Genomic DNA, 21,031 nt, shown 5'->3' on the forward strand with positions numbered 1-21,031 from the left:
CATGCAATTGCGTAAAACACTCTTAGTAGGACTGGTATCTGTTGCCCTATTGAGTGGTTGTTCACTGTTCAACAGTGAAGAAGATGTGGTTACCATGTCGCCACTGCCAAAAGTTGAGAATCAATTCACACCGACTAAAGTGTGGAGCACTTCTGTTGGTGGTGGTGTTGGTGATTACTACTCTCATCTGCGCCCAGCCTGGCAGGGGACTTCTGTCTTTGCGGCAGACCGTAAAGGTCTGGTAAAAGCCATGGAAGCCGATACCGGCAAGCAAATTTGGCAAACCGACCTGTCTGAGAAAACCAACTTCCTCTCCAGTAACCGTTCTGCAATGTTATCTGGCGGCGTAACCGCTTCAGGTGCTCATGTGTATGTCGGCAGTGAGAAAGCGGTGGTGTATGCCCTTAATTCTGACGATGGTAAGGTTGCATGGCAGACGGCGGTTGCGGGCGAAGCCTTGTCCCGTCCGGTTGTCAGCGATGGTGTGGTACTGATCCATACTTCCAATGGCATGCTGCAAGCACTGAATGAGTCTGACGGTGCAATTAAGTGGACTCTAAACCTCGATACTCCTGCATTGTCTCTGCGTGGTGAATCAGCCCCAACAGTGGCATTCGGTGCAGCTATTGTCGGTGGTGATAATGGCCGTGTTAGTGCGGTGATGATGGAACAGGGCCAGTTGATTTGGCAGCAACGTATTTCCCAAGTGACCGGGACCACTGAAATTGACCGCCTGAATGATGTCGATACCACCCCAGTCGTTGTTGATGGCGTGGTTTATGCTCTGGCATACAACGGTAATCTGACTGCACTGGATCTGCGCTCTGGCCAGATTTTGTGGAAACGCGAAATGGGTTCAGTCAATGACATCATTGTTGACGGTGGCCGTATTTATCTGGTCGATCAGAATGACCGCATTGTTGCACTGAAGACCGATGGCGGCATAACCCTTTGGAGTCAAAGCGATTTATTACATCGTAACTTGACCGCGCCAGTGATGTATAATGGTTATCTGGTTGTAGGTGATGCCGAAGGTTATCTGCATTGGGTGAATACCGATGATGGTCGTTTTGTTGCTCAGCAGAGTGTAGACAGCTCTGGCTTCCTGAGTGCGCCTGTGGTTGCCAGCGATAAGTTGCTGGTGCAGGCAAGAGGCGGCACGGTATACGCGTTCACCCGTTAATCCTGATTTAGCGCCTGTTTAACAGGCTAATACCTGAGTGCCTTGGCGTTGCAGTAAGTCACACCGCTGTAACTTCAAGGACAAAGGTTTTTAAACGGCTCCTGAGGTTCAGGGGCCGTTTGTATTCTAAAAACTGCGCTGTCGAATATTCGATACAGCGCTGTAACGCTTTGAAAATTAAGTAATGAGGCTCCAAAAATGATACCTGTCATCGCGCTGGTCGGGCGCCCGAATGTGGGTAAATCCACTTTATTTAACCGCTTAACGCACACCCGTGATGCGTTAGTTGCGGACTTTCCCGGGCTAACGCGTGACCGTAAGTATGGTCGTGCCGAGGTCGAGGGTCATGAGTTTATTGTTATCGATACCGGAGGTATTGATGGCACAGAAGATGGCGTAGAAACCAAGATGGCGGGTCAATCGTTATTGGCGATTGAAGAAGCCGATATTGTCCTGTTTATGGTCGATGCGCGCGCCGGGTTGATGCCAGCGGATCAGGGCATTGCCCAGCATTTACGCAGCCGTGAGAAAGCCACCTTCCTGGTTGCCAACAAAACTGATGGTATTGACGCCGATACTGCTGCCGCCGATTTCTATTCATTAGGATTAGGTGAAGTTCATGCTATTGCGGCTTCCCATGGCCGTGGTGTGACTCAGCTGATTGAAGATGTTATGGCGCCTTATATGGACGCCGAAGAGCCAGAAGTTGAGCTGACAGACGAAGAAGCTAATGCGGCCTATTGGGCAGCGCAGGAAGCTGACGAAGATGAAATCCCAGAAGACGAAGAAGATGATTTTGACCCGCGAACTCTGCCAATCAAGCTGGCTATCGTCGGGCGTCCTAACGTAGGGAAGTCCACACTAACTAACCGTATCCTCGGTGAAGACCGTGTGGTGGTTTATGACCTGCCGGGTACCACCCGCGACAGTATTTATATTCCAATGACCCGCGATGAGCGTGAATATATTCTGATTGATACTGCGGGTGTGCGTAAACGCGGTAAAATTACTGAGACAGTTGAAAAATTCTCAGTGATTAAAACCTTACAGGCAATTGAAGATTCCAATGTGGTGCTGTTGGTTATTGATGCCCGTGATGGTATTTCAGATCAAGATTTGTCTCTGTTAGGCTTTATTCTCAATAGTGGGCGCTCACTTGTTATTGCGGTCAACAAATGGGATGGCATGACAGAAGAAGCCCGTGCTCAGGTTAAAGATATGCTAGACCTGCGCCTCGGCTTTGTTGACTTTGCTCGTATTCACTTTATCTCCGCTTTGCATGGCAGTGGCGTCGGCAACCTGTTTGAATCCATTCAGGAAGCCTATGACTGTTCAACTAAGCGAGTAGGTACTTCCTTACTGACTCGTATAATGCAAATGGCAGAGGAAGACCATCAGCCTCCGTTGGTTCGTGGTCGTCGAGTGAAGTTGAAATACGCGCATGCCGGTGGCTATAACCCGCCTATCGTGGTTATCCATGGCAATCAGGTCACTGATTTGTCTGATTCTTACAAACGCTACCTGATGAATTACTTCCGTCGTTCATTGAAAGTTATGGGTACGCCAATCCGCATTCAGTTTAAAGAGGGTGAAAACCCGTTTGCGGGCAAACGCAATACTCTGACGCCAAATCAGATGCGGAAACGTAAGCGTTTGATGTCGCACCTGAAAAAAGGTAAGTAATAGCAGCAAAGCGCGGGCATCCCGCGCTTTTTGCATTTTTAGCGCACCCTCTTAGGGGGTTGTTCTCTGGGGTGAGTCGCGCAAAACAAAAGGAGTTGAACGTCAGCCATGTCTTGGGAAACCTGGAGTTTCGCGTTTGGTGTAACAGTGCCCAACTTATTGATGATGTTACTGGGTGTATTGTTACGGCGCTATGGCTTGATGGATGATCGGTTCTGCGATGGTGCAACCCGAGTTGTCTTCAATCTGGCGCTTCCTTGTTTGCTGTTTTTCAGTGTTGCGACCAATCATGTCAGCTTGATGGATAACTTGCCCTTAGTGATCTATGGTGCGGTTGGCACCTTAGTGACATTTTTATTGCTCGAAATTGCCGCCAAGTGGCTGGTAAAAGACCCGCGTGAGCGCGGTGTGTTCGTGCAGGGTGGTTTCAGAGCTAATACCGCGATTGTCGGCTTGGCATTTGCCATGACGGCCTATGGTGCCGAAGGGGTAGCGCTGGGCTCGATGTACCTGACGGTGACCGTCATATTATTTAATATGCTGTCAGTGATAACACTGACCCGCAGCTTACAAGGTGGGCAGGGCGGGAAAATCAGCAAATTGGCATTACTACGCAGCATTGTCACCAATCCTCTGATTATTGGTTTGGTGTGTGGTTTGGCCTATGCTCAAACCCGTCTACCTATTCCTCAAGTCATTGTCCAGACAGGCAGTTATATCTCCGCCTTGGCACTCCCACTGGCATTACTCTGCACTGGCGCGAGTCTGGATTGGCATGCGATGTTCCGCTCCTCTAATGTGGCTGCGTTATCCTCAGTGGCAAAATTATTCATCGTGCCAATATTGATGACTTTAGGCGGTTTGCTGATGGGGTTCCGTGGTGCAACCTTAGGGATTATTTTTCTATTTTCTGCAACTCCGACTGCTGCGGGTAGCTATGTCATGACCCGGGCGATGGGGGGAAATGCGACGCTGGCTGCGAATATTATTGCGATTACTACCGTCGGCTCATTTTTCACGACTGCTATTGGGATTTATTTCTTACGCGCACTGGGCGTAATGTGAGTTTTTAAGTCAATTCGAGGAGAGAAATGATGGATGCATTATGTCCGATTTGTCAGAAAGCAATGACGCAAGTGAGTGGTCACTTTCACTGCTCTAACTGCCACGGCAACTATCAGCAACAGGCCGATTGCCCTGATTGCGCCAAACCGCTCCAAGTGTTGAAAGCTTGTGGGGCCGTTGATTATTTTTGCCAGAATGGTCATGGGTTGATTTCGAAAAGCCGCGTTCGTTTTAGTTATCTGCCGACAGTCTGATTGCTCACCTGAATCACTTATTTGGGTAAATGATTCGGAATTAATGAGCCTCATCCCTGAGGCTCACCCTGCGGGCGAGCATAAATACTGTTCAAATCGGTTCCCGACCAATTTGTCTCTCTCTTGCCGCCTACCGGCAACATCAAATTATTTCAAAGGTGGCGATTTGGCTAATGGGTCGGCTTACGCTGACGGGGCTTTTTTGTCACATTGATTTGAGTGATTTCACTTTCCACCCAGCCATCTTGCAGTCGGGTCGTTAGCTTGTCGCCGGTATGCACTTGTTTGGTAGTCTTAAGCAAGGTGCCTGCGGGGGTCTGTGTGACACTGTAGCCGCGGGCCAATGTAGCTAATGGACTGACTGCCTCCAATTGCGAGCAGGCGATACCAAAGCGCTGACGATAGCCATTCAGTTGGCGCTCTAATGCTTGGCGCAAGCGGTATTCCTGCTGCTGTACCCGTTGGTTATAACGGTGAATTTGCCCTTGCGGTTGAACTTGAATCAAGCGCTGCTGGAGCCGTTCAGTGCGCCGGCCTAATGAGCGAATTTGGTTTTGCGCGCTGTCTTCCAGACGGCGCTGTAACTTCAACAGCAGTGTTTGCTGACGCGCTAGGCGCAAATGTGGGTGTTGCTGTTGGAGCCGATGCTCAAGGCGGCTAAATTGCTGGCTACGCTGCGCCAGATAATAATCCATCGCCATTTCCATGCGCTGCTGCTGCCCCTGAATTTGCCGGACCAGCTCAATTTGGTTGCGGCTGACCAGTTCTGCGGCGGCTGACGGGGTTGGGGCGCGTAAATCTGCGACAAAGTCCGCAATGGTGACATCGGTTTCATGGCCGACCGCACTGACAATGGGAATTCGGCTGTTAAAAATGGCGCGGGCGACTCGCTCGTCATTAAAACTCCACAAATCTTCCAGTGAACCGCCACCCCGCCCGACGATCAGCACATCACATTCTCCGCGCAGATTAGCCAAGTGAATGGCTCGGACTATCTGTAGGGGGGCATCGGCACCTTGCACTGCTGTTGGATAAATAATCACTGGCAGTGATGGATCACGGCGTTGTAAAACGTGCAAAACATCGTGCAGAGCCGCGCCGCTAGATGAGGTTATCACCCCGACTTGTCTGGCTGGACTGGGTAGTGGTTGCTTGTGACTTTGATCAAAAAGCCCTTCTGTGGCCAGTTGTTGTTTAAGCTGCTCAAACTGTTGTTGCAGTAGCCCGTCGCCAGCAGGTTGCATACTTTCAGCAATTAACTGGTAGTCACCGCGCGGTTCATACAGGGTAATTGATGCCCTGACCAAAACTTGCTGGCCATTTTGCGGGCGGAAAGTGGTTCGGCGATTGCTGTTGCGAAACATCGCGCAGCGCACCTGCGCCCGGTCGTCTTTTAAGGTGAAATACCAGTGACCAGACGAAGGCTGAGAGAAATTGGAAATCTCGGCCGTGAGCCAAATTTGGCCCATTTCCATTTCCAGCAGTTGTCGCACCGTCTGATTAAGGCGGCTGACGGTAAAAATTGATGACGCAGAAGTTTGTGACATGTGACCTGGATCAAATTTTAAAACAAGCACTTAATTGATCGATATTACCTGCCTCAAACCGCATAGCAAGAAAAATAATGAGAAAGTGCTGGAGGCAACCGATTACGCTCTGTATAATGCCACGGCAATATTTTATCTTTTTCACATTCACCTTGGTGAGATATTGCCCATGCTACGTATCGCGAAAGAAGCTCTAACATTTGACGACGTTCTCCTGGTTCCAGCCCACTCCACAGTCTTGCCTAATACAGCAGAACTTGGTACCCAACTGACTGCAACTATCCGCCTGAATATCCCTATGCTGTCCGCAGCAATGGATACCGTAACCGAAGCTCGTCTGGCCATTGCGCTGGCACAAGAGGGCGGTTTAGGTTTCATCCACAAAAATATGTCCATTGAGCGCCAGGCTGAAGAAGTCAGCCGCGTGAAAAAACACGAAAGTGGCGTGGTGACTGAGCCACAGACTGTAACGCCAACCACAACTCTCCGTCAGGTTAAAGAACTGACCGCCCGTAACGGTTTCGCCGGTTATCCGGTAGTGACCGAAGATTACGAGCTGGTTGGGATCATTACTGGCCGTGATGTGCGCTTTGTGACTGATCTGGACCAACCCGTGACGGCGGTGATGACACCGAAAGAGCGCTTGGTAACGGTCAAAGAAGGCGAAGCCCGCGAAGTTGTACTGCAAAAAATGCATGAAAAACGTGTCGAGAAAGTGCTGGTCGTTGACGATAGCTTCCATCTGCGCGGCATGATTACCGTGAAAGATTTCCAAAAAGCAGAACGCAAGCCAAACGCCTGTAAAGACGAGCATGGCCGTCTGCGTGTTGGTGCCGCTGTCGGTGCCGGTGCGGGCAATGAAGAGCGTATCGACGCGCTGGTCGCTGCGGGTGTTGATGTTTTACTTATCGACTCATCTCATGGTCATTCCGAGGGCGTGTTACAGCGCATTCGCGAAACCCGAGCCAAATATCCTAACCTGCAAATTGTTGGTGGTAATGTCGCGACAGGGGCAGGTGCGAAAGCATTGGCCGATGCTGGCGTGAGCGCGGTCAAAGTGGGTATCGGCCCTGGCTCAATCTGTACCACCCGTATTGTGACTGGCGTTGGTGTGCCACAGATTACTGCAATTGCTGATGCCGTCGAAGCGCTGGAAGGCACTGGTATCCCGGTTATTGCGGATGGTGGTATTCGTTTCTCTGGTGATATTGCTAAAGCCATTGCTGCGGGTGCTTCATGTGTCATGGTCGGCTCGATGCTGGCAGGGACAGAAGAATCACCCGGCGAAATCGAACTCTATCAAGGCCGTTCATTCAAATCTTACCGCGGTATGGGGTCATTGGGCGCGATGTCCAAAGGCTCTTCAGATCGCTACTTCCAGACCGATAATGCTGCCGATAAATTAGTACCGGAAGGTATTGAAGGGCGTGTGGCATACAAAGGTTTGTTGAAAGAGATTGTGCATCAGCAAATGGGGGGCTTGCGCTCTTGTATGGGGCTGACCGGCTGCGGCACTATCAATGAATTGCGTACCAAAGCTGAGTTTGTGCGTATCAGTGGTGCTGGGATTCAAGAAAGCCATGTGCATGATGTTACCATCACCAAAGAATCCCCGAATTATCGGATGGGTTAATTCCAAGGGCTAAACCGGCGAATTTGGTGATTGTCCGCTGCTCGCATTGCTCATTGACTTGGTGTCAACTGCGCATGCTGGGCTGCGGACATTAACTAGCTTGTTGGTTTTTCCGACGGAAGTGACTCTGGTAACCATTTAATTTAATTAATTATTTTTAAAAGCGGCACACATGACAAAAAATATTCATAAGCATCGCATCCTTATCCTCGATTTCGGCTCGCAGTACACCCAACTGGTGGCGCGACGTGTTCGTGAAATTGGTGTCTATTGTGAACTTTGGGCGTGGGACGTGACTGAAGCCCAGATCCGCGATTTTAATCCAAGCGGCATTATTCTTTCTGGCGGCCCTGAAAGCACCACTGAACACGACAGCCCACGCGCGCCGGATTATGTGTTCACTGCCGGTGTCCCTGTGCTGGGTGTGTGTTACGGCATGCAAACCATGGCTATGCAGTTGGGCGGTAAAGTTGAAGGGTCAAACCAGCGCGAATTTGGCTATGCGCAGGTTGAGATTAAAACTGACAGCGCACTTATTCGCGATATCAAAGATGCGATCAATCCAGCGGGTGAAGCCGTATTGGATGTGTGGATGAGCCATGGCGACAAAGTGACTGCAATCCCGTCTGACTTTGTGACGGTTGCCAGCACGGATACCTGCCCGTTTGCCATTATGGCCAATGAAGAAAAACGTTTTTATGGTGTGCAATTCCATCCTGAAGTGACACACACCAAGCAAGGCCAACGCCTGTTGGAGCGCTTCGTTCTGGATATCTGTGCCTGTGAAGCGCTGTGGACCCCAGCCACCATTATTGAAGATGCGATTGTGCGCCTGCGTGAGCAAATCGGTGAAGACCACGTGATTTTGGGCTTATCCGGGGGGGTTGATTCTTCAGTAACCGCGATGCTGCTGCACCGTGCGATTGGCAAACGCCTGACTTGTGTGTTTGTTGATAACGGCCTGTTACGCTTGAACGAAGCTGATCAAGTATTGGAAATGTTCGGCGATAAATTTGGTCTGAATATTGTCCATGTAGCCGCGGAAGAACGTTTCCTGACGGCATTGGCTGGTGTTGATGAACCAGAAGCAAAACGTAAAATTATCGGTCGCGTGTTTGTAGAGCTGTTTGATGAAGAAGCTTGCAAACAAGAACAGGTGAAATGGCTGGCACAGGGCACTATCTACCCAGATGTGATTGAGTCAGCAGCATCCGCTACCGGTAAAGCGCATGTGATTAAATCTCACCATAATGTGGGCGGCTTGCCGAAAGAGATGAAGTTGGGCTTGGTCGAGCCACTGAAAGAGTTGTTTAAAGACGAAGTGCGTAAGATTGGTCTGGAGCTGGGCCTGCCGTACGACATGCTATATCGCCATCCATTCCCAGGCCCAGGTTTGGGGGTGCGTGTATTGGGCGAAGTGAAGAAAGAATATTGCGATTTACTGCGCCGCGCCGACGCGATCTTTATTGAAGAGCTGCACAAAGCGGATCTGTACAATAAAGTCAGCCAAGCCTTCACCGTCTTCCTGCCGGTTCGTTCCGTCGGCGTAATGGGTGATGGCCGTAAATATGATTGGGTTGTTTCACTGCGTGCTGTTGAAACCATCGATTTCATGACTGCGCATTGGGCGCATCTGCCATATGATTTCCTAGGTCGCGTGTCAAACCGCATCATTAATGAAGTGAATGGTATTTCTCGTGTGGTTTATGATATTAGCGGCAAGCCACCAGCAACCATTGAGTGGGAATAAATATTTTATTTTATCAATAAGATATTTCCACTGATATAAATAAAACCTCCGATATTCCGGGGGTTTTTTATTTTTATTTTAGCTATAAGAAAAAATGTATTTATTATTTTGCCTTTAAATGTCAGTAAAAAATGAATTCATTTTATGTGGATTGTTCTTTGATGTCGTTTATGTTTGTGTGAGTATAAAAAATCAAGTTATTACTTATTGGCTCATGCAAAATAGCATGTTTCTGCTAGCTTACTCTTTAAAGGTGAAGCATGAATATCAATGTTCAAGTATGTAAGGTTTTTTATAGTTTAGTTTTTATCTCATTTAGTGCAATATCCAATAGTTTTGATGATGATAATGTCTGTTTTTATTCTGTCGATAATTATATTGAAAAAGGCGATTCTAAAAAATTTTGTGTACCCTCCTATACTGAAGATGAATGGCTGTTTAGTCAGTGGAATAATAATATTTCATCTATTAAGATACCATTAAATTTTCAAGTCGATGTCTTTAGTGATTTTTCATTTTCCGGAAAATCAGTATCACTTTATAAAAATACCAATGCTGCTGAATTGGAAAGAAATGGACTGACCTCTGATATCAGTTCTTATCGTGTATTTCCAAAAACTTTATATCCAAGTAATAAACGAATTATCTTTAGCTATCGCTCTAAGCTGTTTCAAGAAAAATATATTGGCTACAATTATTATTTGAGCAGTGGGCACAGTATTCTTTTAAGTCGAAAGAGCCGACCCTCAGATGTCGACAGCCAAAGCTCCTCTATATTTTACAGCCATACCGGGCAAATTATGACCGCCTTTACCGGGCAAGGTTTTGATCGCAATATCTATTGCTTGCTCCCAGCAGACCGGAGGAAAGATAATTTAAAGGCGGGTGTGACATTTAGTTATTGTGACTTTAGCAATCCGGGGCAGAGGTGGCTGCCGCAAAAAATAGCGAATAAAATAGTATTAGTTAATCAGGGGACAAGTACGGCCTTGTCACTGGATGATGAAGGGTTTTATATTAATTTAAAAAATAAGCCAATATTATCGAACCATCTATTTGGTCGAGGGAAACAAGATTATGGCCCTGAAGTTCAAATTAACCATGATACAATATGGTTTGATGAGAAATATATTGAAGAAATGAAATTGTTGGCTGTAAGACCTTTTTTACAATATAAAGAAACATTGATGTCATTAAATGAGGTGGGTTATCGGGATATTGTTGTTAATCATTTGGATAAAATTGATGATGTTAATATCTATTTAGGAGGTAATAAAATAGGGCAGAATATTTACTATAATGCGGAGACCAGAGCTTTAATTGCTTACAGTAAGTCAAATACCGAACGTATGTTAATAGAATCATCATGTCTTTCATTGGTGAATAATCCTGTGGGTCAGTATTTTCCGATCAGTTTCACCTATAATCGCAGTAGTTATAGCGACAACTCAATTGGCTATCGTTGTGATAATGGCATTGCCTATAATCGCTATAATCAGCAGTGGAATTTTATAGCTGATCATCAGTTTCTCTATTTAGTGAATGGTCGTGAAAATAAAGTTCTACATTTTTATACCAATGAAACCCCACAAAAAATGGATTATCGTGGTGAATTAATGGGGCCTGAATTAGGCGCTCGTATTGCTCATGCTGTTAATTTTAATGAGCGAAATCCGCAGGGTGCGATATTTATTAGCACTCAGACATTAGGATATGCTTTAGATATGGAGAAGGAGGTTTGTGAACTGAGGTCTATGCGCGATAAAACTGGCGATCAATGTGGGGGACTTGATACCACTTGGTCTTCAACTAATTATCACGTACAGAATATCAGCCTCAGTCACGACTATATTCCCTGGTTACTGTCAAAAATAGCCAATAGGCTACATCAAGATGAATGGACTGATGAATTGGCTGCTTTCCTGCACAAGCTTGAAGCTCTGGAGACCCTGTTTGAAGAAAATAAAAATCAGCCGACCGATAAAATAGCATTGGAGCAAACAAAAGCGCTGTTAATCGCGTTTTTACAAACTTACAACTCAACTAAATACACCAAAATTTGGTATCAGGCTGCACATGTTCTTAATCGTGTTGATGTATTAATCGAATGGGGCAATAACTCGGCATCATAGTTACAAAATGTGACTTGCGTCACATTTAACTTTACCCTTCTTAATTAGGGGTATAATCTTGACGAATATTTACAACTAAACTAAATATTTAACATCTTCATCTTATAATTCACATCGCCATAAGGCGGGAATTCCATTCATTATTCGTCAAGATTGCCACTGCCGAGAGTACCTTACTCGGTGGTTTCGCCCGCAGTCACCCGCATCTATTGACTATGCTGATTAACAGCATGATCAACAGATGAACACTGCGTGCATGCTCTTTTGTGGAGAAAAAACATGTCGGTAACTCGCTCTCCGATACCTCAGCTACGCGGCATTTCACGTCGGCGTTTACTCGGGTATGTCGGTGTTGGGCTGGTCAGCAGCCTGATGAACCCCCTTTCTTTGGATGCTTTCGCAGCATCAACTCAAACCTCGCCGCAGCACTTTGAAAGATTCATGTTGGTCTCCCGCGCACTGACGGGTAAGCGCCAACTTAATGCGCAGGTTGGTCAGCGCCTCTATCAGGTTTTACTCGGTAAAATCGGTGGTTTTGACCAGAAACTGGCCTTATTACAACCTTTACCTAGCGGCGAACCTCATCAATGGCCGCCACTACAGCAGCAGATTGCCCGGCAGATTTTGCAAGGTTGGTATGTGGGAGTGATTGGTGAAGGAACTGATGCGGCAGTCATCAGTTATGAAAATGCATTAATGTTCGATGCGGTATCCGATGTGTTGGTTATTCGCTCTTATTGCCCGAATAAACCCGGATACTGGGCTGTAAAGCCTGATGTCGCCTTATAATTTTGGAGGATACATTTATGGCTGACACACTCAAGGTGGACATCGTCGTCATTGGCTCGGGCGTTGCTGGCGGTTTAGTCGCGCATCAATTGGCGATGGCTGGCAAGTCAGTATTGGTTTTAGAAGCGGGGCCGCGCCTTTCGCGTTGGGAAATTGTGGAAAACTTCCGCAATCAGCCCGACAAATCAGACAATATGGCGCCTTACCCCTCAACATCTTATGCCCCCCATCCTGAATCTAACCCTAATAATAACTATTTGATTCAAAAGGGTGAGCACCCCTACGATGTACAATATATTCGCGCGGTAGGGGGCACCACCTGGCACTGGGCAGCATCGGCCTGGCGTTTTCTGCCGAATGATTTCAAGCTAAAAACAATCTATGGCGTCGGGCGCGATTGGCCGATTGACTATGCCGCGCTGGAAAAATGGTATTTACGCGCAGAGCAGGAACTCGGTGTTTGGGGGCCGAGTGATGAAGATCTTGGCTCCCCGCGTAGTGCGCCTTACCCGATGGCACCGCTGCCGTTATCGTGGAATGAACAGCGCATTAAAACCGTGCTCAACAGCCACACTTTTAATGGCAGTCGTTTTGATGTTGTGACTGAGCCGGTGGCGCGCAACAGTCGCCCTTATGATGGCCGTCCCACTTGCTGCGGCAACAATAACTGTATGCCAATTTGCCCGATAGGGGCGATGTATAACGCCATAACTCATGTTGAAAAAGCCGAGCTGGCGGGGGCTATTATTCGCCCACAAGCGGTGGTTTATCAGCTGGAAGTGGATGATCAGCAGCAAATTACCGCCGCTTTGTTTAAGGATGCACAAGGTAATGAGCACCGCGCTGAGGGCAAGTATTTTGTGTTGGCAGCCAATGGCATTGAAACGCCGAAATTGATGCTGATGTCCACCAATGATAAAAATCCACTCGGTGTCGGGAATAGCTCCGATATGGTCGGGCGCAATCTGATGGACCACCCCGGAACTGGCGTCACCTTTATGGCTAGTGAGCCGCTCTGGCCTGGGCGTGGCCCGCAGGAAATGACCTCTTTGATTGGGTTCCGCGATGGCGCATTCCGTGCTGAATATGCGGCGAAAAAGATTCATTTATCTAATTTGTCCCGCACAGATCAAGTCACCATTGAGTTGCTCAAGCAAGGAGAATTACAACTCGGGCCGCAGCTTGACGCCAAAATCCGCGATCGGGCGGCGCGTTTTGTGCAATTCGACAGTTTCCATGAAATCTTGCCGCATGTGGAAAATCGTATTATTCCCAGCCCGACAGAGAAAGACGCCATTGGCATTCCGAAGCCGGAATTTTACTATGCAATGGATGATTATGTGCGCAAAAGTGCAGTGCATACTCAGCAAGTCTATGCCGAAGCGGCCAGATTGATGGGCGGCACTGAAGTGCAGTTCCACAATAACTTTGCCAATAATAACCATATTACTGGCACCACCATTATGGGCAATGACCCCAAAGATTCCGTGGTGGACAGTGATTGCCGCAGCCATGACCACAAAAATTTGTTTATCGCCAGCAGCAGTGTGATGCCAACTGTCGGTTCAGTGAACTGTACTTTGACGATTGCCGCGCTCTCTCTGCGTATCGCTGAAACTTTAAAGGCCGAGGTGTAAGATGAAAAAGCTAACCCTAGGTCACTCAATGAAATTCCTGTTTATAGCATTGGGATTCGCTGCAACTGGATATGCTCGTGCGGATGCTAACCTGATTGCGCGGGGTGAGTATTTGACCAAAGCCGCAGACTGTGTGGCGTGCCACACCACTAAAGATGGCAAACCCTTTGCCGGTGGATTGGCCTTTAAAACCCCGATGGGCACCTTATATTCGCCGAATATTACCCCCGATAAAGAAACCGGAATTGGTGGTTGGACGGATGAAGAGTTTTTGCGCGCACTGCATGAAGGGAAAGGCAAAAACGGCGAGAATCTCTATCCTGCTTTCCCTTATACCTCTTATACCTTGCTGACGGATGATGATGTTAAAGCCATAAAAGCTTATTTGTTTAGCTTACCGGCAGTGCATCAACCGAATCGCGAAAATGACATGCCGTTCCCATTCAATCAGCGCTGGGGGCTGTGGTTCTGGAATCTGGTGAATTTTGAGGGGCAGCGCTTCCAGCCCGATACCAGCAAAGATGCACAATGGAACCAGGGGGCTTATTTTGTTGAGGCGCTGGGGCATTGTGGTGAATGTCATACTCCGCGCAATATCACCATGGGAATGAAAGACAGTAAAGCTTATGCCGGTGCTGATATTGATGGTTGGACGGCATTCAATATTACCTCAGATCCGCATGCTGGGATTGGGGGCTGGAGCCAGCAACAGGTCGTACAATATCTGCGCAGCGGCCATGTTGACGGTAAAGCACAAGCGGCTGGGCCGATGGCGGAAGTGATTGAAAACAGCACCCGACATCTGACTGACAGTGATCTGAATGCAATGGCGGTGTATCTGCGCACGCTGAAGCCATTAAATCCAAATGACGAAACTAAGAGCCGTTCGGATTGGGGGCAGTCGGCGACCAGTGTTAATACCTTACGTGGCGTACCTTTCACGGCGGATACTGTTACGGGGAACAATAACACTGACGGCGCGCGCTTGTATTTGGGGAACTGTGCCAGTTGCCACAGTTTTACCGGTGAGGGCGTGAAAGATGGTTATTACCCATCATTGATGAAGAATTCGGTGGTCGGGGCATCCGCGCAAAATAACCTGATTAATGTCATTCTCCACGGCGTGTCGCGCAAAACCAATGATGGCGAGGTCTTTATGCCCGGTTTTGCCAACACATTAACTGATGAGCAGGTTGTCAGTTTGAGTAATTATCTATTGCAGCAGTTTGGGCAACCCACACTGAATATCAAAGCCGATGATGTTAAAGCATTACGCGGAGAATAATGAAGAAGAATAAGGGGGCTTTGGCTCCCTTTTATCACATGCTATTTATATCACTAAGCCATTGGTTTGGTGAATGTATTATTGACCTTCTATCATCTGCCCGTGATAATAACAATTCTGACTCGGGGTGCCTGCCACAAATAGTGGAATGGCTGAGATATTACCCGTATTACCTGATCTGGATAATGCCAGCGTAGGGAAGTATATTAATGAAGCGTATCAATGTGTTAACTATTGCCGGAACTGACCCAAGCGGCGGTGCCGGTATCCAGGCTGATCTGAAAACCTTTTCTGCATTACAGGCCTACGGCACCAGTGTTATTACCGCTTTAGTGGCGCAAAACACCGGTGGTGTACAGTCTGTTTATCCCATCGAACCCGCTTTTGTTGCTGCTCAGCTAGATTCTGTCCTCAGTGATGTGCGTATCGATAGCGCCAAAATTGGTATGCTGGCAAATGCGGAAATTGTCGATATTGTTGCTACGCAACTACGGCGTTATCCCATTCCATTTGTAGTGTTAGATACTGTGATGGTTGCCAAAAGCGGGGACCCGTTACTTGCACCAGAGGCCGTTGATGCGGTGCGCCGCTTATTGCTCCCGCAAGTTGATTTGATTACACCTAATTTACCGGAAGCCGCAACATTGCTTGATTGCCAACCCGCGCATAATGAACAAGAAATGTGTGAACAAGGGCGGGCATTGTTAGCTCTCGGCTGTCAGGGGGTATTGATGAAGGGGGGGCATTTGAGTGGCGAAGAAAGCCCAGATTGGCTGTTTACCGCGCAAAGTGAGCAGCGCTTTGTGACACGGCGGATTAATACCCGACATACCCACGGCACCGGTTGCACCTTGTCGGCTGCACTGGCGGCATTACGGCCACGGCACGCGAATTGGGCCGCTACCCTGAGTGTAGCTAAAGATTATCTGCAAGGGGCACTGGAACAAGCCGACACCCTCGAGGTGGGGCAGGGGATCGGGCCGGTGCACCATTTCCATCAATGGTGGTAATCCCCTTCGACCTTGAAACCGCAGGGGGCTGTCTGGTTGCAATTCCATTGACTTTGGAGGCTGAAGTCGATGAAATTATTACGCCAGTAAATAGCGCTGTGTCATCGTAAACATCGCGATGGCACGTTGCAAATGATGAGCATCAAAACGATTAAGCAGGTAACTTTTAGCCCCTTTGCGTGGGCGAATACACAGTAGCAACTTCGGCTCGCCAGCTTCATCTTTGATCAGGTCGAACTGATAACTGCCGATGCTTTTTTCGTCTTCCCGCCAAGAAATTTGTATTGCTGGCAACGGGTTATCTGCCGTGGGTTGTCTGACGGCGAAAAAGTATTCTCCGGCCCAGAAACCGACATAATTGCCGTCAGCTTGCAAAGGTTTGGTTTGGAAAATGGGGGCTGCCGCGAGCTGGCTGACGGCAGCCAAAGTTATTTCTCGATGAGCTTGTTGCCACAAAGGAACATTATTTTCGATTTGCCAGCAAGCCGCGCCCAGATAATCGTTCAGTTCACGCCAATCTTCATCCAGTTGCTGGCGTAATTCCTCTTCGAGAATATTACGATATTGCTGCATCCCGCTGGGTTGCTCGCCTAATGTTTCGTAAGTGATTAACTCCATGGTGCGGGGCTTACGGCGAAAACTCATCCACAACACCACCTTGGGGATACGAAACTCAATCGACTGAATACTCAGCCGATAGCTATCCCCTTTGTTCAACACAAAGCCATTGGCGGTGCCGCGCTTATTTTGATAATTCCGTATCACCACCACGCTATTTAGCCCCATCCAGCCGGTAACATAGTGCTCACTGTCAGAGTTGGCAACATCCAGATCGACCACCATTTGGACGATTTTATCGCTCTCAAGCTTATCTAGCGGATGGGCATCCCCAGCAGAGTAATACAGCTTCTTAGGGGCTTCGGGTAACTCAAGGGTCAACATAGCAGGGCCTTTTTCGCGGGTGGTTATCAACTCATCATCTACTGGTTTATAGCTTACCTCAAGCTGTCATACAGATTGCGGTATAACGAGAATTAGGATGAAAATTCGTGCTATGGATCAACTTTTCCTACTGTTAAGGGTCATAAATATGCAAACTACTATCACGCATGCCAATTTATTGCATTGAGGCCTGTTCAATATATTTAGGGTATAGATTAATCAGATAATAAGGATTTCGATAATGAAAGGTCATAAAACCCTCCATTGTCTTGTTGCTGCGGCGATACTCAGTGCCAGTTCCTGGGCTTTCGCGCAGCCAGCGATGAATGTTGTTTCGGCTCCATCAGACTCAGCGCCTGTTCAGGGCGCACCTGCTAAGCCCCTTCCCACCACCGCTGATCTTCTACAACAACCGGTGTATAAAAATAGCTGGCAAAAAATGGTGAAGAGTCAGAAAAATTTGCCTACATGGGCGCGTAAAGGGGTAGGGACATCCGCGCCGTATGAAGTCATCAATTGGGAAGGCCAGCAGTATAAAGTGGGGCGAATTTGCAAACCTCATGATTGCAGTAATAATTTTATGTGGGTGGCTTTTAGCAAGGATAAAAAACAAGTTTGGCAGGCATGGGGGATGCGAGTGTCGGTAGAGGATAAGCCAGAAGCGCTCAATACTCCGAGCAAGTTCGCGACTTATCAATGGCTTGGTCGCCCGAGTGAGAGTGTTCAGACTTTGCTGAAAAAACAATTAGAGCAAGATCCTAACTGGCACTGATTCTTGATTGTTTTCAAGTTGCAGGAAAGCAGCCAACACACCTGCAACTTGAAAGATAAGGGGGTATCAGCCAACGCCTGCCTGGTGCAAATCATGCAGATTGATAGCGCCAACCAGTTTCCCATCAAGGTTAACCACCGGTGCCGCACTGATATGATGCTGATGCAGAGCTTCCAGTGCTTCACCCGCGCGCCATTGTTCTGGCAAGCGGTAACCCGGGCGAGTTATCGCGCCGCCGAGCGGCTGTTGCAAAGTGCCGCCTTTAACCAACCAGCGGCGTAAATCACCATCAGTGAATACCCCGACCACCCGTTGATTTGGATCACAAACCGCCACCAGCCCTAATCCGGTGCGACTCAATTCCAGCATTGCTTCCATTACGCTATCGGATTCATTTACCACCGGTAAGCGGTCACCGGTTCTCATTAAATGATGAACTCGGTTGAGCAACCGCGCCCCCAAACTGCCACCGGGGTGTGAGCGCGCAAAGTCTTCTGCATTGAAACCGCGATGGCGCATTAATGCCATTGCCAGCGCGTCACCCATCATCAGGGTATTGACGGCGCTGGATGTTGGCGCTAGCCCCATCGGACAAGCTTCATGTTCAACACTGATATCCAGCACGCAAGCCGCCGCCAGCGCTAATGGCGACTCTAAACCGCCGGTAATTGCAATCACTGGAATATGGCTGTCGGCTAGCAAGGGTAGGATCATATCCAGTTCTTTAGCTCGGCCCGAATAAGAGATAAAAATCAGCACATCTTGCGGGCCAATCATACCTAAATCACCGTGCAATGCCTCGGCTGGATGCACGAAAAAGGCCGGAGTGCCGGTGCTGGCCAGTGAAGCGGCAATTTTTTTACCAATATGACCGGATTTGCCAATGCCAGAAACAACCGCTTTGCCGGTACAGCTCAACAATAGCTCGCAAGCTTGGACAAAATTATCATCTAAACGTGATAACAAGCGCTGGGCTTCTGTTAGCTCAATCTCCAGTGTTTCACGGGCATAGGTAAGTAATGGATTAGTCATCTTTATCAACCAGAATGATGTTAATGCCCATTTTCTGCAGTTCCTGCAAATATTCGTCGCTAATACCTTTATCGGTAATCAGAGTATCGACGGCACTCAGTGCACAAACAACATTGGGACTTTTACGGCCAAATTTGGAAGAGTCGACCAGCAGAATAATACGGCTGGCGGCGTGACACATAGCGGTACTGACATGATAAACTTCGTTAAACGTGGTGACACCTGCTTTGAGATCGACGCCATCTGCGCCGATAAAGAGCTTGTCGAAGCTGAAGTTATCAAAGGCGGATTCTGCCAAGCTACCATGAAAAGATGCTGAACCTTTACGATAAGTGCCGCCCGGCATCAAGATAGTCTGATCGTTATCCAGCTCAACCAATTCATTGACGATATGCAAGCTGTTGGTCATCACCGTAATATTATTGAATTTAGTCAGGTGCGGCACCATTTGCAGTACGGTACTGCCCGCATCAAAAACCAGACTATCGCCATCTTTAATCAGCTTACTGGCCGCTTTGGCGATTTGTTTTTTCTTCTCGGTATTTATATGGGTTTTACGGTCGATGGGTTGCTCAACATCATCACGATTTAATACTACCCCGCCATAGGTGCGAATCACTGCACCTTCATTTTCGAGGCTGGTTAAATCTTTGCGGATTGTCGTGCCAGTGGTCGAAAAATGGGCGGCAAGTTGATCAACCGCCGTTTTACCGTGCTGCTGGAGATATTCCAGGATAGCGACTTGTCGCTGCTTTGGTTTCATAACGATTCCTGCTCAAGTATTTCCATTGCCTCTTTTTCAGACATAACTTTCACATGAAAAAGAATAACTTTCATTATGAAAATATCATGATTTCGGTTTAATCGCTAATGATAGTGCAGTTTGACATGCTGTATCCGTAGGGAAGATCACATCCGGGATTAAATCCTGCTGATGTAATCCATGAAGGTGCGGTAATGCGCGTGGGCGGGCAAAAACACTGATGCCACGCATGATCATGCTGTCACTGACGCGCATATTCTCATCAAAAGCCAGCGCCATCACCACTCTCGGTTTAAAACGCCCACCAGAACGGCCCACTCCGACCGATTTACTGTTTTGGCAAAGCCTATCAAAAGCACGGTTAAAGCGGTTGATTTGCCACCATCCGAGCAAAATCTGGAGTACCCAGGCGATGATGACAATACTGATCAGTGCTGATGTAGGAGACATAATTTACCCTTTTACTCTTCGCCCTAGACGCCGCAGCGGTGTTAGCTGCACTCATGCACCCGAATCACTGACTGATGTCAGCTCATCGAGATTTACTCGTTGGCTGCCTTGCTGCAACGCCAATGGCTTTGAGTCATATCTTCGCCCTAGACGCCGCAGCGGTGTTAGCTGCACTCATGCACCCGAATCACTGGTGCGAGTCAGTGATTCGGGCTTGATAACTCATTGCTTTAAAAATTATTGCTTTAAAACATCACTTGCCCGCCGGTAATGTTAATAGATTGGCCGGTACAATACGCGGCTTTATCACTGGCGTAGAACAACAGCGTATTGAGCACATCCTGATAATCGCAGCCGCGTTTTAGTGGCACTTTATCGGTATAATATTTTTCAACTTCTTCGGGTTTAATGCCCAATTTTGCAGCGTATTGCGGCAAAAGTGATTGGAACATCGGCGATTTTAACAGATTTCCTAACATCAGTGAATGCACGGTGATGCCGTAATCCGCCAAATCGAGCGCCAATGATTGTGTCAAACCAACACCACCAAATTTCGCGGCGCTGTAACCCGAGTTGTGTTTGCTGCCGACTTTACCTGATTTAGAATTGATTTGGATGATGCGCCCGGCAATGCCATCACGGATCATCAGGCGGGAGAATTCGCGAGCACATAAGAAGTAACCTACCAGGTTCACTTGCAGTGAGCGGTCAAAATCATCCAGCGGGAAATCAGTGATAGGCGCGGCCTTAGCAATGCCAGCACTGTAAACCAGCAAATTAGCTTGATGGAAGCGCTGATCGACCGCTTTTGCCAACATCTGTACGCTGTTTTCATTGGTTGCATCAACCTGGAAACCTTGTGCGCTGTCGGTACCATATTCGGCATTAATCTGGTCCGCGACCAACTGTGCGTTATCTGAATTCAAATCAGCAACCGCCACTTTATAACCTGCTTCGGCCAGACCATGGCACAAAAATGCACCCAGAGTTTGCCCACCACCAATCACTACTGCTACTTGTTGTGACATAACGACCTCCCAATTTATCCTTAGTGATTGAAATTGCAGCGGTATTAGCTGTACGCCCTGCAACTTCAAAACGTCG

Annotated in this window: 18 protein-coding genes and 1 riboswitch; of the genes, 12 read left to right on the forward strand and 6 right to left on the reverse strand. The window is 47.9% G+C overall.

Annotated features, from left to right (window positions below):
- Position 1 precedes the first annotated feature (1 nt).
- The 4 genes from bamB to OVO64_RS08590 all read left to right on the forward strand — a co-directional run bounded on the left by bamB (position 2) and on the right by OVO64_RS08590 (position 4,185).
- On the forward strand, positions 2-1,183 hold the full coding sequence (gene bamB, locus OVO64_RS08575; RefSeq protein WP_038635430.1) for an outer membrane protein assembly factor BamB: 1,182 nt from the start codon (positions 2-4) through the stop codon (positions 1,181-1,183).
- Between the two features lie 198 nt (positions 1,184-1,381).
- The gene (gene der / locus OVO64_RS08580) at positions 1,382-2,866 is read left to right on the forward strand and encodes a ribosome biogenesis GTPase Der (protein ID WP_004391234.1); all 1,485 of its coding nucleotides are present in this window, start codon (positions 1,382-1,384) and stop codon (positions 2,864-2,866) included.
- 108 nt (positions 2,867-2,974) lie between these two features.
- Entirely contained in the window at positions 2,975-3,931 is a 957-nt protein-coding gene (locus OVO64_RS08585) for an AEC family transporter (protein WP_038635426.1), read from the forward strand.
- Positions 3,932-3,960: 29 nt separating this feature from the next.
- On the forward strand, positions 3,961-4,185 hold the full coding sequence (locus tag OVO64_RS08590; protein ID WP_038635423.1) for a zinc ribbon domain-containing protein: 225 nt from the start codon (positions 3,961-3,963) through the stop codon (positions 4,183-4,185).
- Positions 4,186-4,355: 170 nt separating this feature from the next.
- Here the strand turns inward: OVO64_RS08590 and xseA are convergent, their stop codons facing one another.
- A complete protein-coding gene (xseA, locus tag OVO64_RS08595; RefSeq protein ID WP_038635420.1) occupies positions 4,356-5,732 on the reverse strand; it encodes an exodeoxyribonuclease VII large subunit in 1,377 nt (458 codons plus the stop codon).
- A 169-nt stretch (positions 5,733-5,901) separates the two neighbouring features.
- On the opposite strand from xseA, the gene guaB reads away from it, so the two are divergent.
- From guaB to thiD, 7 genes are all read left to right on the forward strand, one after another.
- On the forward strand, positions 5,902-7,365 hold the full coding sequence (guaB, locus tag OVO64_RS08600; RefSeq protein WP_038639720.1) for an IMP dehydrogenase: 1,464 nt from the start codon (positions 5,902-5,904) through the stop codon (positions 7,363-7,365).
- Positions 7,366-7,537: 172 nt separating this feature from the next.
- The gene (gene guaA, locus OVO64_RS08605) at positions 7,538-9,115 is read left to right on the forward strand and encodes a glutamine-hydrolyzing GMP synthase (protein WP_038635417.1); all 1,578 of its coding nucleotides are present in this window, start codon (positions 7,538-7,540) and stop codon (positions 9,113-9,115) included.
- 260 nt (positions 9,116-9,375) lie between these two features.
- Positions 9,376-11,247 carry a hypothetical protein gene (locus OVO64_RS08610; RefSeq protein WP_267248717.1) on the forward strand — a complete coding sequence of 624 codons (1,872 nt, stop codon included), beginning with the start codon at positions 9,376-9,378 and terminating at the stop codon, positions 11,245-11,247.
- A gap of 279 nt (positions 11,248-11,526) precedes the next feature.
- Positions 11,527-12,036 (forward strand): sugar dehydrogenase complex small subunit, encoded by a 510-nt coding sequence (locus OVO64_RS08615; protein WP_120011144.1) that lies wholly within the window; start codon positions 11,527-11,529, stop codon positions 12,034-12,036.
- Between the two features lie 17 nt (positions 12,037-12,053).
- Positions 12,054-13,673 (forward strand): GMC family oxidoreductase, encoded by a 1,620-nt coding sequence (locus OVO64_RS08620; protein WP_120011145.1) that lies wholly within the window; start codon positions 12,054-12,056, stop codon positions 13,671-13,673.
- 1 nt (position 13,674) lies between these two features.
- The gene (locus OVO64_RS08625; RefSeq protein WP_038635279.1) at positions 13,675-14,958 is read left to right on the forward strand and encodes a cytochrome c; all 1,284 of its coding nucleotides are present in this window, start codon (positions 13,675-13,677) and stop codon (positions 14,956-14,958) included.
- A 113-nt stretch (positions 14,959-15,071) separates the two neighbouring features.
- A riboswitch (TPP riboswitch) is annotated at positions 15,072-15,175 on the forward strand.
- Positions 15,168-15,968, forward strand: a complete 801-nt coding sequence (gene thiD, locus OVO64_RS08630) for a bifunctional hydroxymethylpyrimidine kinase/phosphomethylpyrimidine kinase (RefSeq protein ID WP_050291482.1) — start codon at positions 15,168-15,170, stop codon at positions 15,966-15,968. Its footprint overlaps the riboswitch before it by 8 nt.
- Positions 15,969-16,046: 78 nt before the next feature.
- On the opposite strand, the gene OVO64_RS08635 is transcribed toward thiD, so the two are convergent.
- Positions 16,047-16,910: a hypothetical protein gene (locus tag OVO64_RS08635; protein WP_186377409.1), complete on the reverse strand. Its 864-nt coding sequence runs from the start codon at positions 16,908-16,910 to the stop codon at positions 16,047-16,049.
- Positions 16,911-17,151: 241 nt separating this feature from the next.
- Here OVO64_RS08635 and OVO64_RS08640 point away from each other — a divergent pair, with 241 nt between their 5' ends.
- Positions 17,152-17,682 carry an inhibitor of vertebrate lysozyme family protein gene (locus tag OVO64_RS08640; RefSeq protein ID WP_050291481.1) on the forward strand — a complete coding sequence of 177 codons (531 nt, stop codon included), beginning with the start codon at positions 17,152-17,154 and terminating at the stop codon, positions 17,680-17,682.
- 66 nt (positions 17,683-17,748) lie between these two features.
- Here OVO64_RS08640 and gutQ read toward each other — a convergent pair whose 3' ends face one another.
- The 4 genes from gutQ to srlD form a co-directional block, all read right to left on the reverse strand.
- Complete coding sequence (gene gutQ, locus OVO64_RS08645) at positions 17,749-18,714, reverse strand: arabinose-5-phosphate isomerase GutQ (protein ID WP_038635263.1); 966 nt, start codon at positions 18,712-18,714, stop codon at positions 17,749-17,751.
- Positions 18,707-19,477 (reverse strand): glucitol operon DNA-binding transcriptional repressor SrlR, encoded by a 771-nt coding sequence (gene srlR / locus OVO64_RS08650; protein ID WP_038635260.1) that lies wholly within the window; start codon positions 19,475-19,477, stop codon positions 18,707-18,709. The genes gutQ and srlR overlap by 8 nt, the downstream gene beginning before the upstream one ends.
- 84 nt (positions 19,478-19,561) lie before the next feature.
- A complete protein-coding gene (gene gutM, locus OVO64_RS08655; RefSeq protein ID WP_038635257.1) occupies positions 19,562-19,927 on the reverse strand; it encodes a transcriptional regulator GutM in 366 nt (121 codons plus the stop codon).
- A gap of 245 nt (positions 19,928-20,172) precedes the next feature.
- Entirely contained in the window at positions 20,173-20,955 is a 783-nt protein-coding gene (gene srlD, locus OVO64_RS08660) for a sorbitol-6-phosphate dehydrogenase (protein ID WP_038635254.1), read from the reverse strand.
- Positions 20,956-21,031 lie beyond the last annotated feature (76 nt).

Source organism: Yersinia sp. Marseille-Q5920 (assembly GCF_946902935.1).
Classification (GTDB): Bacteria; Pseudomonadota; Gammaproteobacteria; order Enterobacterales; family Enterobacteriaceae; genus Yersinia; species Yersinia rochesterensis.